The organism is Croceivirga sp. JEA036 (genome assembly GCF_011882165.1).
Classification (GTDB): Bacteria; Bacteroidota; Bacteroidia; order Flavobacteriales; family Flavobacteriaceae; genus Croceivirga.
The window spans coordinates 498,876-514,323 of sequence record NZ_JAATON010000001.1 but is presented as its reverse complement, the minus strand read 5'-3'; the positions used below and the strand labels follow the sequence as shown (position 1 = coordinate 514,323).

General features: G+C 37.4%; 16 protein-coding genes. 6 read left to right on the top strand and 10 right to left on the bottom strand.

From position 1 onward, the window contains the following. Nucleotides 1-39 precede the first annotated feature (39 nt). From HCO57_RS01940 to HCO57_RS01930, 3 genes are all read left to right on the top strand, one after another. Nucleotides 40-681 carry a DUF4159 domain-containing protein gene (locus tag HCO57_RS01940; protein ID WP_167987604.1) on the top strand — a complete coding sequence of 214 codons (642 nt, stop codon included), beginning with the start codon at nucleotides 40-42 and terminating at the stop codon, nucleotides 679-681. Beyond that, nucleotides 678-1,784, top strand: coding sequence for an AI-2E family transporter (locus HCO57_RS01935; RefSeq protein WP_167987603.1), 1,107 nt, complete (start codon nucleotides 678-680; stop codon nucleotides 1,782-1,784). Before HCO57_RS01940 ends, HCO57_RS01935 begins: the two co-directional genes overlap by 4 nt. A gap of 74 nt (nucleotides 1,785-1,858) precedes the next feature. Beyond that, nucleotides 1,859-2,977, top strand: a complete 1,119-nt coding sequence (locus HCO57_RS01930) for a class I SAM-dependent methyltransferase (protein WP_317171097.1) — start codon at nucleotides 1,859-1,861, stop codon at nucleotides 2,975-2,977. On the opposite strand, the gene HCO57_RS01925 is transcribed toward HCO57_RS01930, so the two are convergent. Genes HCO57_RS01925 through HCO57_RS01915 form a run of 3 tightly spaced genes read right to left on the bottom strand, consistent with a single transcriptional unit; the run spans nucleotide 2,974 to nucleotide 4,928 of the window. Further along, the gene (locus HCO57_RS01925; RefSeq protein WP_167987601.1) at nucleotides 2,974-3,702 is read right to left on the bottom strand and encodes a M15 family metallopeptidase; all 729 of its coding nucleotides are present in this window, start codon (nucleotides 3,700-3,702) and stop codon (nucleotides 2,974-2,976) included. The two genes, HCO57_RS01930 and HCO57_RS01925, sit on opposite strands and share 4 nt — an antisense overlap. Before the next feature lies 1 nt (nucleotide 3,703). After that, complete coding sequence (locus tag HCO57_RS01920) at nucleotides 3,704-4,405, bottom strand: prolyl oligopeptidase family serine peptidase (RefSeq protein WP_167987600.1); 702 nt, start codon at nucleotides 4,403-4,405, stop codon at nucleotides 3,704-3,706. A 1-nt stretch (nucleotide 4,406) separates the two neighbouring features. After that, nucleotides 4,407-4,928, bottom strand: coding sequence for a 5' nucleotidase, NT5C type (locus tag HCO57_RS01915; protein WP_167987599.1), 522 nt, complete (start codon nucleotides 4,926-4,928; stop codon nucleotides 4,407-4,409). 167 nt (nucleotides 4,929-5,095) lie between these two features. On the opposite strand from HCO57_RS01915, the gene HCO57_RS01910 reads away from it, so the two are divergent. After that, complete coding sequence (locus HCO57_RS01910; protein ID WP_136951818.1) at nucleotides 5,096-5,425, top strand: ArsR/SmtB family transcription factor; 330 nt, start codon at nucleotides 5,096-5,098, stop codon at nucleotides 5,423-5,425. A 29-nt stretch (nucleotides 5,426-5,454) separates the two neighbouring features. After that, complete coding sequence (locus HCO57_RS01905) at nucleotides 5,455-5,922, top strand: DUF6428 family protein (protein ID WP_167987598.1); 468 nt, start codon at nucleotides 5,455-5,457, stop codon at nucleotides 5,920-5,922. A gap of 5 nt (nucleotides 5,923-5,927) precedes the next feature. On the opposite strand, the gene HCO57_RS01900 is transcribed toward HCO57_RS01905, so the two are convergent. Together HCO57_RS01900 and HCO57_RS01895 are read right to left on the bottom strand one after the other, a co-directional pair. Further along, nucleotides 5,928-7,856: a monovalent cation:proton antiporter-2 (CPA2) family protein gene (locus HCO57_RS01900; RefSeq protein WP_167987597.1), complete on the bottom strand. Its 1,929-nt coding sequence runs from the start codon at nucleotides 7,854-7,856 to the stop codon at nucleotides 5,928-5,930. A 1-nt stretch (nucleotide 7,857) separates the two neighbouring features. Then, nucleotides 7,858-8,448, bottom strand: coding sequence for an NAD(P)H-dependent oxidoreductase (locus HCO57_RS01895; protein WP_167987596.1), 591 nt, complete (start codon nucleotides 8,446-8,448; stop codon nucleotides 7,858-7,860). 266 nt (nucleotides 8,449-8,714) lie between these two features. Between HCO57_RS01895 and HCO57_RS01890 the strand changes: the two genes are divergently transcribed. Beyond that, complete coding sequence (locus tag HCO57_RS01890) at nucleotides 8,715-11,954, top strand: WD40/YVTN/BNR-like repeat-containing protein (protein ID WP_167987595.1); 3,240 nt, start codon at nucleotides 8,715-8,717, stop codon at nucleotides 11,952-11,954. A 370-nt stretch (nucleotides 11,955-12,324) separates the two neighbouring features. Here the strand turns inward: HCO57_RS01890 and HCO57_RS01885 are convergent, their stop codons facing one another. The 5 genes from HCO57_RS01885 to HCO57_RS01865 form a co-directional block, all read right to left on the bottom strand. Next, entirely contained in the window at nucleotides 12,325-12,777 is a 453-nt protein-coding gene (locus HCO57_RS01885) for a hypothetical protein (protein ID WP_167987594.1), read from the bottom strand. Then, complete coding sequence (locus HCO57_RS01880) at nucleotides 12,774-13,553, bottom strand: hypothetical protein (protein WP_167987593.1); 780 nt, start codon at nucleotides 13,551-13,553, stop codon at nucleotides 12,774-12,776. Before HCO57_RS01880 ends, HCO57_RS01885 begins: the two co-directional genes overlap by 4 nt. Continuing rightward, nucleotides 13,531-14,247: a hypothetical protein gene (locus HCO57_RS01875; RefSeq protein ID WP_167987592.1), complete on the bottom strand. Its 717-nt coding sequence runs from the start codon at nucleotides 14,245-14,247 to the stop codon at nucleotides 13,531-13,533. The genes HCO57_RS01880 and HCO57_RS01875 overlap by 23 nt, the downstream gene beginning before the upstream one ends. Nucleotides 14,248-14,493: 246 nt before the next feature. Then, a complete protein-coding gene (locus HCO57_RS01870) occupies nucleotides 14,494-14,928 on the bottom strand; it encodes a JAB domain-containing protein (protein WP_167987591.1) in 435 nt (144 codons plus the stop codon). Nucleotides 14,929-14,981: 53 nt separating this feature from the next. Then, the gene (locus HCO57_RS01865; RefSeq protein WP_167987590.1) at nucleotides 14,982-15,374 is read right to left on the bottom strand and encodes a hypothetical protein; all 393 of its coding nucleotides are present in this window, start codon (nucleotides 15,372-15,374) and stop codon (nucleotides 14,982-14,984) included. Between the last annotated feature and the right edge of the window lie 74 nt (nucleotides 15,375-15,448).

Genomic DNA, 15,448 nt, shown 5'->3' with positions numbered 1-15,448 from the left:
GAATTTATTTCTACCTTTAGCACTTACAAGAGGTTATAGATGAAACACTTTGTATTATGCCTTTCTTTATTTGGTATGCTTCATTCGTTTGGGCAAGAATTAGCCATTTTAAAATATAATGGTGGAGGTGATTGGTATAGCAATCCTACCGCACTACCTAACTTAATTCGCTTTTGCAATGCCAACATTGGAACAACTCTAGCAGAAAAACCAAAAACGGTTACACCAAGTAGTTCGGAGATTTTTCAATATCCTTTTTTACATATGACCGGGCATGGCAACGTATTTTTCAATGAAGAAGATGTAGAAAACCTACGAACTTATCTACTTTCTGGTGGTTTCTTACATATTGATGACAACTATGGCATGGAAAAATACTTACGACGAGAACTAAAAAAGTTATTCCCTAATAAAGAGCTTGTAGAACTAGGAGCAGACCATCCTGTTTTTAATCAGAAATACACTTTTACAGAAGGACTACCTAAAATACATGAGCATGATGGAAAAAGACCACAAGCACTTGGTATTTTTGAAGATGGCCGACTATTACTTCTGTACACCTTAGAGTGCGATTTAGGTGATGGTTGGGAGGACCCCGCAGTACATAACGACCCAGAAGCAATAAGAACAAAAGCCCTACAAATGGGTAGTAATATTATAGCCTACGTATTTAGCTCATGAACCAACAAGCCAACAACATTGCAAACGGTATATTAAAAGCCGTAGGTATTATTACCGGTATTGTACTCCTCCTCTATTTCTTTTATCTCATAGGATCCGTTTTAGCCTACTTAGCTATTGCAGCAGTTCTAGCGTTATTAGGGAGACCTATAAAACGTTTTTTACAAAAACGTCTTAAATTTCCAGAAACCTTAGCCGTAATCGCTACCATGTTTATTTTTATTGGTTTACTGGCAGGATTAATCGCCTTATTTATTCCATTAATTAGTGAACAAAGTAAAAGCTTATCCCTACTAGATATTGACCAATTAAAGTCCGATTTAGATGTGTTGTATTTTGAAGTTATGGACTATTTTGGTACTACTAAAGCAGATGTTGATGAGTTGATTAAAGAAACGGAAATTGAGAAAAGTGTAGTAGAGGGATTAGACCTAAATTTTATACCTGACTTTTTGAATTCCTTCTTTAATATTTTGAGCGAATTTAGCATTGGATTATTCTCAGTGCTTTTTATTTCATTCTTCTTTTTAAAGGATTCTAATTTGATGCAAAACGGTATTCTAATCTTTATTCCTAAAGAAAGAGAACTGAATTTGGTTACTTCCATAGAGAAAATAAACAGCTTACTTTCTAGGTATTTTATTGGCATTCTTTTACAGTTGTCTATTCTGTTTGTCATCTATACCATCACCCTACTTATAGTGGGTGTAGAAAACGCCATTGTTATTGCATTTTTATGTGCACTTTTTAACATAATACCATATGTTGGGCCGTTAGTTGGTGGTGCGGTCATGATTATCCTTACTATGACGAGTCACTTAGGAATGGATTTTAGTAGTGTAATCTTACCAAAAGCAACTTATGTTTTAATAGGAATTGTTATAGGACAACTTATCGATAATTTCTTTTCACAACCGTTTATTTTTTCAACAAGCGTAAAAAGTCATCCCTTAGAAATCTTTCTTGTTATTATAATAGCAGGCTTACTATTTGGCGTAGTAGGCATGGTGGTTGCTGTACCAGGATATACCGCAATAAAAGTTATTTTAAAGGAGTTTTTAAACGATAATAAGTTCGTTAAAAAGTTTACAAAAAACGTTTAAGTTTTAGTTTGAATAAAAATTTATTACATACTGGTGTTCAAAACTTTATAAATGAAAATTTAAATACTGACATCGTGTCAGTTTTATTAAAATCACCACAATTTAAAGGCATCACACAAAAAGAACTAGGGCAACAATTATTAGGTAAACAAAAGGCAAAAAGCAAACTCCCTACATGGTTCAAAGAACCAGATATTTTATATCCTCCCAAACTCAATTTAGAACAAACAAGCTCTGAATATACCGCTAAGTATAAAAGCAAGCTAGTGGATGGAAATAGATTGCTAGATGTTACTGGTGGTTTTGGCATAGATAGTTACTTTTTTGCACAACATGTACCACACGTTTTTCACACCGAATTAAACCCAGAACTTGCTGCATTAGCAAAGCATAATTTTAACGTTTTAGGTGCAAACAACATACACTCAACTGTCATTGATGGATTGCAATTTTTAAAGCAACAAAGTACAGCTATGGATTGGGTGTATATAGACCCTTCTAGACGAGACAATGTTAAAGGTAAAGTGTTTTTATTACAAGACTGTCTACCCAATGTACCGGAACATTTAAACGTTATTTTAGAGAAAACAGTCGCTGTATTAGTAAAGACCTCTCCCCTTTTAGATATAACCAACGGATTGCGAGAATTGCAATTTGTTAAAGCCATACACATAGTTGCGGTAAAGAATGAGGTGAAGGAACTGTTATGGGTTTTAGAGCGCGATTTTAACGGAATCCCTACCCTTATTTGCGCCAATATTTTGGAAGATAAAACTGTAGAAACTTTTTCGTTTTTACAAGAAGAGGAACAACAACATCAAGCCGAAATTGGAGCCCCTTTTAACTACCTTTACGAACCCAATGCAGCCCTTTTAAAAGCAGGTGCCTTTAAAACCATTGGCCATCGTTTTAAACTTATAAAACTACACGAACATAGTCACCTATATACTAGTAATTGTTTGCTATCCGATTTTCCCGGGAGAAGCTTTAAAATAATCCAACACGCTCCCTACAACAAAAAAAGCGTAAAACAATTGGGTTTAACCAAAGCCAACGTAACCACACGTAACTTTCCCGAAACCGTGGCGCAACTAAGAAAAAAGCATAAAATTAAAGACGGTGGCAATCTTTATGTATTCTTCACCACCAATTTTAAAAATGAGCGAATAGTTCTAATTTGTGAAAAGCTTTAATCTTCACATGGCCATTTAAAGTTGGCTATTTTAGCTCTTGAACCTGCTGACAAGTTGTAATGCCACCATTCTGTTCTTATAGACCAAAAACCATATTTTTCCATGGTTTTTTTTAACAACTTTCTATTCGCTAAAATGGTATCTGGAAGGTTAAGATTATCATGGTAGGCCCGCTTACCAAAATAATCAAAGTCCGTCCCCATATCTAACTCTTCTCCGTCTACTGTAACTAAGGTGATGTCTACCGCTCCGCCTTTGTTGTGTATACTACCTTTAACCGGATTGGCTACATACTGAGGATTAGGGACTATTTCCCACATTTTATATTGAACAGAATTGGGCCTATAGCAATCAAAAAATTTTATTTTGTAGCCTTTCTTTAGTAATTCGGTATTGGCTTTCAACAGCGCTTTAGCTGTTTTAACACGCGTATAGCACTCAGCACAATCATATACTTTAGCTTTTAAAAAATTATTGGTAGTCGCATAGCGTAAATCATAAGCAAAGTCCCCAGAATACTCTTTTAAACGCACAAAAGTGGTATCTGACAATCCTTCTAAAGATTTGTACTCCAATTTCTGTTCAGTCTTTTCTTTTTTACTAGTATCTTGAAGTGCTTCTGTAGCATTAATTAAAGGCATATCTGTTGCTTCCTCCTTGGTTTTAACCTCTTGTCTACAACTAAATATTAAAAATGAGAGCAGTGTTAAGGATAAGTATTTCATATTAAAGGCGTTTTTGTTGGGCCATCCAAATATACAGGGAATCTGTTGTATAGGCCTTATCCCAAGCATTATGCCCGGTTCTTGGATACCGAGTATAACGTACATTAAAATTTAATTGTTGCAACTTAGCGACCATTTCGTCTGCTTCTTTTACTGGCATGATAGCATCTTCTTCACCATGAAATACCCATATTGGCGTAGAACGGTCTAACCAATGGGCATAGGGTGTAGGTGCCATAGCCGAAACAATGGCGGTAGCTGCAAAAGTGTCTGGATAATTCATCGCCATTTCCCAAGCAGCATAGCCACCTCTACTTAAACCTGTAAGATAAATTCTAAAAGGGTCTATATTATGCTCTTCTACTACCTTCTCTAACAACTGATGTACCGCAGCCACATTCCACCATTTTTGGGCGTGTGGATTTTGTGGCGCTAAAACTAAAAAAGGAAAGGGGTACTTTTCTTCCATTAAACTCGGTGGCCCACTTATTTTTAAATGCTTTAATTCTGCCCCTGCTTCTCCCCCACCATGCAAAAACAGCAATAACCCAGGATGTTCTTCTTTTACGTTACTTGGGTAATATAGGTAGTATTCTAAAGTTTCTGATGCAGTTGTGGTAAATTCACCTTTTTGAATGGGTTTTTTAGCCCCTTTGGAACAGCCCGCAAAAACAAATAAACCCAACAAGAGAATACGTAACATTTTACAAAAGTAAGGAAGCTACAATATTCCAATCATCTGCGCGCTCAAATGCCGTAGTATGTACATTATGTGGAGAGGTGAATTGTATAGCTCTGCCCTCGAACGTTTCCAAATTAAAACTACGGTCGTCTATTAAAACATCACCTTTAAGCACATGTTTATGCCCAAGTAAAATACGGTTTTGCCAAGGTATAAAGGGCAGATGTTCATCTAACCAATCTGACTTTTCTATGAGAGAATTAGGAAACTGCATAGCGGCACTAGCAATATATACTTCATGCTTTTTACTTAAGCTCTTAATGACCTCTACAGCATTGCCTATCACTTTTAAATCTTTAAAAAAACCAATTTGGTAGGCATGGTCACGCACTTCTTGTTGGCGCTCTTTTTCTACACACATCCAAAATTCTTTTCCATAACAATCATCTTTAGTAAAATTAGTTCCGTATTTACTATTATGGAGGTCTATATGTGCTTGATAGGTATCTGCAATAACCTCATCCATATCTATAAAAATTCGCATCCTATAAAATATTAATTAGACCTACAAATTACACTAAATCACCTGTGTTCGCAATCTATTCGCAAAGCTTAACTTCTGTTTAATGTTTGTAGGGTATTGCGTTAAAATTTACAAATTATTGTCTCTTTTCTTATATTCATCGTAATATTGCAATTAATAAATTAACTATGGGGCTTACAAAAACAGAAAAATTCACCCAAAATCAGAACAGTATAGCAACTTATGCCAAAGTACTAGGACATCCTGCCCGGGTTGCGATATTAAATCATCTTTTTAAGATTGATAGTTGTATTTGCGGCGATTTGGTGGAGGAAATTGGTCTAGCGCAAGCGACGATATCTCAACATTTACGAGAGTTGAAGCAAATTGGGTTGATTAAAGGCACCATAGAAGGCACCAGTATTTGCTATTGTATAGATACCGATAACTGGAAAAAAATGAAAACCGAATTATCCTTATTCTTGAACCAAGATAATACTGCGAACAACTGCTGTTGAAGGAGTATTGCATTTTAAAAAATATTTAGATGAAACTATCAGAAATAAAAGAAATTTTAAAAAACGAATCTGCCATTGCTTTTGAATTACCTAATGGCGAATTAGTTCCTAGCCACTTCCATGTTACCGAAGTGGGTAAGGTTAGTAAACATTTTATAGACTGCGGAGGAACAGTTAGAAAGGAAGAGAAAATAAACTTTCAGCTTTGGAATGCAGATGATTATGACCATAGATTGCATCCAGAAAAGTTGGTGCACATTATTGAATTGTCTGAAAAAACATTAGAACTATCCGATTTAGAGATTGAAGTGGAATACCAAGGTAACACCATTGAAACCTATGGTTTGGGTTATAATGGCAAGCATTTTACGTTAACTACCACAGAAACCGATTGCTTAGCTAAAGATAAGTGCGGCATCCCAGAAGAAAAACCACGTATAAGATTAAGCACCTTACAAGCACAAGGCAGCTGCGACCCAAATGGTGGTTGTTGCTAAATCCATTAAGAGTCAGTCCGGTTATTTTCGGGCTGATTCTTTGCTTTTCTTTTTGCCACGGCAGAAGCTCTCATTTGGTCGGTATTCCAATGCATATCATAACTTACCAGTCCACGTTTCCAATCTTCTTCTAACAATTTTTCTTGCAATTCTATTTCTTTACGTGCCTTGAACACATATTCATTAGCATCTTTTGGTTCTTGTGCTAACTTGCGTAAACCAATTTCATCATACCGAATAAAATTTTGGGCTTGCCTATATACCGTGTAATTTCTGTGCCCTAAAAAACTTAAAACATCACTTGCCAATTTTACAGAAGTATCCAAACTTTCTCTGTAAATATCATCTATTCCCAATTCTAAAAGTTCATAAGCATCATATCTGTTTTCTGCTCTTGTCATGATTTTTAAGTTTGTGTATTTATGCTTCACCATCTGCACTAACTTATAATTGGTCTCTGGCAGCCCCGTAGCGCAAATCAATAATTTGGCGTCTGCAATACCCGCAGATTCTAGAAGCTCCATCCGAGTAGCATCGCCATAATACACTTCGAACCCCATTTTTCTAAGAAAATCTACCCGATTAGAATCATGGTCTAAAACCGTAGCTTCTACGCCAAAGGAGCGTAGAAAACGGCCCACAGTACTACCGAAATGTCCAAAACCAACTAAAATAACTTTATGTGCTTTAGCAATATGATCCATGGTTCTTTTAGTCTCTTTTTTAGTCCCAACTTTTGGTAATACTAATCGCTCATTTAATAAGGAGAGTATAGGGGATAAAGCCATGGATAAAGCCGTAACAACCAACATGGTGTCTAAGGTAAACTGGTCTATTATTTCCAGCTGAAAAGCAAAGGAGAACAATACAAAAGCAAATTCGCCCACCTGTGCTAAACCAAGCATCAGCAATAAATTTTGGTCTAGTTTCAGCTTAAATATTCTACCAACCATAAAAATAACCAACGCTTTTAATGCTATTACTGCCAATACTACGGCAATAATAAAAACAGGATTGTTTGCAATAACCGTAAAGTTGATACTCACCCCAACCGTAATAAAAAATAAGCCTAATAATAGCCCTTTAAAAGGTTCTAGATTGCTCTCCAACTCGTGCTTAAACTCGCTCGTAGCCAAAACCACACCACCCAAAAAGGCACCTAAAGCAGGACTAAGCCCTACAAACTCCATTAAAAAAGAAATACCTAAAACAATAAAAAGTGCGGCAGCAGCAAGTAATTCTTGCGTTCTCGTTTTTGCTACCACTCTAAGCATGGGTACTATTAAATAACGCCCAGCCACAATTATAGCTATGATAGACCCTAAAATGGCCAAGGTCTGCCAACCTAAAGATAGCCCATCTAACATGGTCAAGGATTCATTTGTATGCGCATCCTCATTAGCTTTTACACCCTCCACGGAAGATAGTAAAGGCAAAATAGCCAACATAGGAATAACGATTATATCCTGAAAAAGCAAAATGGAAAAAGAAGAAGTACCGTAGGTGGTATCCATTAAGTTCTTCTCTTTTAAGGTTTGTAGCGTAATGGCGGTAGAGGAAAGCGCTACGGCCATAGCTATAGTTAGGGCTACCTCTGTAGAAAAGCCGATATAATAAAACAATACAAAAGACGCAGCAAGGGTTACCCCTACTTGTAATCCGCCCATACCGGTTATGAGCTTCCTCATTTTCCAAAAAGATTTAGGTTCAATCTCTAACCCAATTAAGAAGAGCATCATTACCACACCAAACTCTGCAAAATGCAAAATATCTTGTCCTTCTTCACCCACAAAACCGAACAAAAATGGACCTATCACCACCCCAGCGATTAAGTAGCCCAGAACAGAGCTTAAACCCAGCCTTTTGGCAAGTGGCACAAAAATGATGGCTCCTAGTAGAAAGATTATCGCCTGTAAAAGTATCCCTGCCCCCATTTTAAATTACTTTTGGATGTTCGTTTAAAAAACTACTTTCTGCTAATTCTTCAGATGGTTCTCCATCCCTTATTAATTGCAGCAACTTTTTGTATTTGATAGCGTAATCCGCATAGTCAGAAAGGTCTAATTGGTGTGTACCCATCAATGCAAAAGGCGGCAGATATTCCATGCCACATAAGGTGGCTGTCTGCTCAAACGGTCTCAGAAACTCCCGTATTGTAAAATGATTATTACCCGTAGCACAATACAATTCTCTGGTACCGCCGGTAGTAATGGTATTAAAACAAATTTTGTTCCACAAGGCTTTACCTTTAGGTCCGTACGCCCAATTATATTCTAGTACCATATCTATCCATTGTTTTAATAAAGGAGGACAACTGTACCAGTAAAAAGGGTGATGCCAAACTACGACATCATGCGCTGATAGCAGCTCTTTTTCTCGTTCTATATGAATATTAAAATCTGGATATTCCTGATATAAATCGTGTAAGGTTACCCCATCCAAATCCATTACCTCTTGTATAAGCGTGGTGTTTGCTTTAGATTGTTCTAATTTAGGGTGTGCAAAAAGCACTAATATCTTTCTCATAAGGTAATTTAACCATTTTTACTTTGAGCAAGTTGTAAAAGTAAATTAGAATATCCATTGCTGGTTACTTGGAGTGATTTATCGTTATTTATAAGCAAGTATATTAAAAGGCCATCGAACACTTAAAATACACGTCTCCACTTATTTGCGGAATACTGTTAATATCTAGTTAATCTAAGTTCTATAAAGCTATATCAAGCCCTTATCTACTTCATTTTTTGTTAGATTTAAGTTTTAAGAATTCAACTAACTTAAACCAACTTCAAATGAAAAACGTACAAAGACTTGTACTCTTGTGGCTCTGTGCCGTCTGTACTTTAGGACATTTACAAGCTCAAGAAAAAAACAACAATCCCTTTAATGGTTTGGCTTTTAGAAACATTGGCCCCGCAATGACTTCTGGTAGAATAGCAGATATAGCCATACATCCAGAAAATGAAAATGTGTGGTACGTAGCTGTAGGTTCCGGCGGAGTCTGGAAAACCAGCAATGCGGGCACTACTTGGGACTCAATTTTTGAAAAAGAGCCGGTCTATTCTATCGGATGCGTAACCATAGACCCAACTAACCCTAGTACTATCTGGGTAGGAACAGGTGAAAATGTAGGCGGAAGACATGCTGGTTTTGGTGATGGAGTATATGTGAGTCATGATGATGGTAAGTCATGGAAGAATATGGGATTACCTAACTCCGAACACATTTCTAAAATTATTGTACATCCAGAAGATAGCAATACTATTTGGGTTGCCTCTCAAGGACCACTTTGGAGTAAAGGCGGAGACCGTGGTGTATACAAAACCACAGATGGCGGCAAAAATTGGGAACGCACTTTGGGTGATGCGGAATGGGTAGGTGCTACGGATTTGGTAATAAACCCAGAGAACCCCAATATTTTATATGCTGCAACATGGCAGAGACATAGAACCGTTGCCGGATATTTAGGTGGTGGACCTGGGTCTGGCCTGCACAAAAGTACAGATGGTGGTACCACTTGGACAGCCCTTACCAATGGTATTCCTAAATCTAATCTAGGTAAAATTGGTTTAGCAATGTCTCCTTTTAATCCTGATACTATTTATGCGGCGATTGAATTAGACCATACTCAAGGTGGAATCTTCATGACTACTAATGGTGGTACTAGCTGGTCCAAACAATCTAATACGGTATCTGGCGGTACAGGTCCGCACTATTACCAAGAATTGATTGCATCCCCGCACCAAGAAGGTAGATTATTTTTAATGAATAATTATGCCTTAGAATCTATGGACCATGGAAAAACTTTTTCTAGAATGAAAAGGTCTAATCAGCATAGTGATAGTCATGCCTTGGTGTTTAAAAAATCGGACCCAAATTATCTATTAATAGGTACGGATGGTGGATTGTATGAAAGTTTTGACGATACCGGTAGTTGGAAGTACGTACGCAATTTACCTATTACCCAATACTTTAAAATAGCGGTGGATGATGCTACTCCGTTTTATAATGTTTATGGTGGTACACAAGATAACGGTTCTCACGGAGGGCCTTCACAAACCATTTATTCTGATGGAATTGCGAGTGCCGACTGGTGGAAGACTCTGGGTGCAGATGGTGCACAAACCGCCACAGAACCCGGTAATCCGGATATTACCTATGGTGAATTTCAACAAGGTGCATTATGGCGTATAGATAGTAAAACAAGAGAAACTGTTTTTATACAACCACAAGCTAGGGAGGGTGACCCACATGAACGTTTTAATTGGGATGCACCCATTGTTGTGAGTAGTCACAACCCTAAACGCTTATATTTTGCTTCGCAACGCGTATGGAAATCAGAAAACCGAGGGGATAGCTGGGAGCCTATTTCTAGCGACTTAACCTTGAATGAAAACCGAATGACGTTTCCTTATTACGGTACTTCTCAAAGTTGGGATAACGCGTGGGATGTCAAAGCTATGTCTAACTATAACACCATCACTTCTTTAGCTGAATCCCCTAAACAAGACGGACTCATTTACGCGGGTACAGACGATGGTCTTATACAAGTAACCGAGGACGGTGGCGCTACCTGGCGTAAAACAACGTTAAATACCATTAAAGGGTTGCCTTCTACCCCATTTGTAAATGATGTAAGAGCAGATTTATTTGACGCCAATACGGTTTATGCAGCCTTGGACAATCATAAATATGGTGATTATAAACCCTACATTATAAAAAGTACCGATAAAGGAAAAAGTTGGAAAATCATTAATGGTGATTTACCAAATAAATTATTAATCTGGCGATTGGTTCAAGATCACGTAGAGAAAGATTTGCTTTTTGCAGCTACCGAATTTGGTGTGTATGTTACTACTAACGGCGGTGCAAATTGGATTGCATTGAAAGACGGAATGCCCACCATACCCATTAGAGATATTACCATTCAGCGTCGTGAAAACGATTTGGTAGCAGGCTCTTTTGGTAGAGGAATATTTATATTAGATGATATAACCCCTTTTAGAAATTTTGCTACCCAAACTAAAACAAAGGAAGCGCGTTTGTTCCCTGTAAAAACAGCGAAATGGTATAGACAGGCTAGCCGTGTGGGTAGCCAAGGAGATGCCGAATGGATTGCTAAAAACCCAGAGTTTGGAGCAAACTTCACCTATTATTTGGCAGATAACTACAAGTCAAAAAAAGACCTGAGAAAAAATAGCGAGAAAAACAATAGCGGTAAATTCCCAGGTTGGGAGAATTTAGAGGCAGAAAGCAGAGAAGACGGACCTGCTATTTTTCTATTAATTAAGGATAGTAACAACAAGTTAATTGCTACCGTTAAGGGTACCAATAAAAAAGGGTTTAACCGTGTAAGCTGGGACTTAACCTATCCTAGTAAGCGCGGAGAACGTTTAACTACCGACAGTAGTCGGGGTGGCAATTTTAGAGGGAGTGGTATTATGGCAACACCAGGCACCTATAGTGTAACCTTGGTAAAAAGACATAATGGTGAACAAATACAGCTCCAGGAACCGGTAAGCTTTAAAGTAGAACCGCTGCTAGAAAGTTCTTTACCTAGAAAAAGCTATGACGAAATAAATTCTTTTAGAGAAGATGTTTTTGCTTTTCAGCAAGATTTAATGGCCACCAGTATGGCTTTAGAAAACAGCTTAAAAACGGTAGCTGCCATGGAGCGTGCTATGAATAAATCCAATACTTTTTCACCTACTTTGTATCAACAGCTAAAAACGACCAAGAATCAGCTATTAGATATTGACAAAGAATTGAATGGAGATAGCATAAAAGACGAAATAGGAGAACGCTCCGCCCCTAATGCTAGTGATGGCAACAGTCTAGGATGGCGTGCTTTTGGTAACACTTATGGCCCAACCGGTGAACATAAAGCGTTGCTAAGTAGAGTGGAGAGTCAGCTAAAAAAGGTAAAGCGCAAATTAACCCCAATAGTGGAGACAACGATTCCTACGATGGAAAAGGAATTGAAAGCCGCTGGCGCACCTTGGATAGAAGGGCAAGGTCTTATTAAGAATTAGTACTTTTTCAACATAATAAAAATAAAAGCCCAGTGAATTCTGGGCTTTATTAGTTTCTCAAGTTTCAATTGGATAGTATACAAAACAAAAAACCACGCAAATAGCGTGGTTTTTTTAAAGTGATCGCGGAAGGATTCGAACCTTCGACCGTCTGCTTAGAAGGCCCTACTAATTGATTTATAATACTTTACATTCTTTTTCATTACTTTGATTTTGAACTATTTACCACTTATGACGTTTTCTTTGATTTTCATCGATTATCAATACTTTGATGATTTGTTGCAGAAATGTTGCAGCCATGTTGCAGTCACTTTTAAATAGAGCAATAAAATATGTAAGCATGTAATTCCTGCAGTTTCCGCAGTTTTAATTATCGAGCATGTAGATACAATTCCTTGAACTTCAATAGATGTTTTAGCTTTTCACCCGAAAATTTGATGATATCGCTCTCAAGGGAATTTTTACCCAGACTCACCTTTATGGTGTCATCGATTAGTAAAACTTCTTGAAATAACTCCTCATAGCTTTTAAGCCACTGTTTTAAAGAACCTTTAGCATCAATAACTGAAGAGTATTCTATAAGAGCTTCGATAAATTCACCTTCTTTGGTAAGTGCATTGTTAACCTGCCAAATAGCATGATAGGTTTCTGCAAACGTACATGCCGAGTTTCTGGTCTCACAAACACATGGAAATACGTGAATGCTTTTATCAATATACCACCTACTCCATTTATAACAGCTTGTATCTTGAATACGTTCAAGTAATTTACTTTCATTAAGTACCAACCAAGTACGTATGTTCTCTATAGTATTTACTCTCATCGTATTCTTTCTATAGTCCACCTACCTTCCATGTCTCCATCGAACTTGTATGTGTGACTTTTGGTATAGTAACCTGTTGTTGTATCAAATTGAACTACAAATTTATCATTTGATTCTCGCCGGATTTTCAATGTTCCATCTATCACTTTACCATACAAATTACCGTTTATCCTTTCCTTTAAAAAGGTATTCACACTACTTTGAATTCCTAACTCTGTTATATATGGAGCATGATATAACATTGAATCTTTTTTCTTATCCTCCTGCAAGAATTGATAGAAATACTTTTTTGAAATACGTTCGAGAGTATCCCTTCGAATTTTTGCTTTTGCAAATTGTGCTTCAATGCTGGTTGTATCCTTATAGGTACGATACTTCTTCAGATATTCTTCGTTGTTAAACACTATTTTATTTTCTCCAAGGGCCACATACTTTCCGCTACCAAACTCTCCATAGTGCTTTTTCAATTTATTATTTACTTCGATATACTCATCACCAAGATTCAAATAACCTTTTCCATCCCATACATAAACAGTCGAATCTATCTCCCTTTGTATTACACGATATGTTGCAATGGTATCATTATTTATCCTGTAATAAGTATTATTCCAATCATATCTATTCAAATCACCATAGAACTTATTGTTCAAAGGACTCTGAAAATAACCGTTGGGTGCCCTACCATTAGTACAACCAAAAATAAAAACTGTACTAACCGTGATAATAAGTATTGCCCCCAACCCCTTTCTTACTCTAAAATACATAACTGAATTCATACGACTGTTGATTAATGGTTTCCTGATGTAATACTTCACCATCGTCCACTCCATAGAATTTTATTTCTACCTGTGAAGCGTCTTCAATATAGAACATGATATCAAAACGATATACATCTTCTGGAATCTCTACTTCGAGGGTTTTAGCCTCTCTGTCAACTTCAGTGTTAACTTCTGTCTTTGTTCCATCTGCATTGTAAATGGTAGTTTCTGCAAACACACTAACCCAGTCCTCTAACTCACCTGTTACGAATTCTAAAACGTAGGTTTGCTCGGAAACTTTCTGGTCTTCTTTCAACCCTCCTCTATACTTCATGGTGACCTCATTAACGTTACTATAATTAATCATCTTCAACGTATATCCACCATCAAGAAATTCAACTCTATGTTTAAGGTCGGGGTTATCCTGCCAATTTTCCAAGGTTTCATCAGAATCAGGGTAGAATTCAATTAATACATTATCCTCTACAATCTCCCATACTCCTTCTGCGGTAAATAAGCTGTTGTAGTAGATTGATGTTCCGTCTGCGTTGTACGTATACCATATTTCTTCAAGGTCTGTTGTAGGATACCAATCGCCTACCAACTCCATTTCTATTTCAGAAAGTCCTGTTTCGTTACTTTCACCGTTATCGTCCTTAGAACATCCCACAAAAGCGAATACCGCTATTAATACTAAAAAAGTCTGTTTCATAATGTTGTTTAAAAGGTTTGGTTTAAATGAATTTGTTCTGTGGGGGAAGAGCGTAGAAAACGTTGCAGTAAAAGTTTTATTGTAAATGTTGGAACTACAAAAAGCCATAGGTAGAACCCATACTCTTTCCGAACAACTATCGATTTCCGCTATTAATACTAATCTGAACGATTATTAAGTTTTCCCTGTAACCCTTAATTCAAGAATTTACGGTACACCCACGTTTAAGTTAAAAATGAAAATAAATTAAAGCTTGCCATGGTCGGCAAAACTGTAGTACCCATCTTTAGTAATGATAAGGTGGTCTAGCAACAAAATATCTACCTGTTCTGTTGCTCTCTTAATCTTGGTAGTTATATCTACGTCTGCTTTACTAGGTGTTAAGTTTCCGCTTGGATGGTTATGCACTACCGCTATATGAGAAGCCACACATTTCAGCGCAACACTCAACAATAGTTTCACATCCACCATCGTACCGGAAATACCTCCTTTGGATAAAGTGTAAATACCTAGTAATTGATTAGACCTATTGAGAAGTACAACTTTCATCTCTTCCTGAAGCTCTAAGGTACCTTTATCCCAATTCCCCAACACAACTTTATAGATGTGCTCACTGTTGTTCAAGTTGACTAAGCTTCCTTTGTTGGGTTTATAAGAAACCCTTATTTCTGCTAACTGCATGGTGATTAAGTTTTAGAACAAAGGCACTGCTCAATGGCAATGCCCCTGTTGGTTTATGCTAGTTCATGTACTCCATTGGAACTAAAGGTACTTACATCGGCTTGCAGCACTTCTGCAGGTGTTTTGGTCTGCTTCTGTGGTTCCGGTGCTCCTTCTGGCAGGTACACCCATCTATGGGCTAGTGTAATTTCCTCCCCTGTTTCCTTAATTACGTACTGATATGGCTCACACTCCTCTTTAACGATTTTGCCTTCCATTTCTGTACCAATAAGGGCAAGGCAGGTGGACTCGTTAAACGTTGATGAAATAAACGCTCGCTTAGCCGTAGCGTAATACCTGTTGGTGGTTTGGCTTAATACCATCTCTATGCCACCCTGTAGCTCTAGAAGAAAGAACGGAGTTCCTTCCTCGTTTTCGATTTCTCTGTAACCGACAATTCTTACCATTTCTTTTGATTTTTGAAGTTGAATGTTCCCATGTTAGAGCAGCCTTCTCATATAGGCAAAAACAACAGCTATCA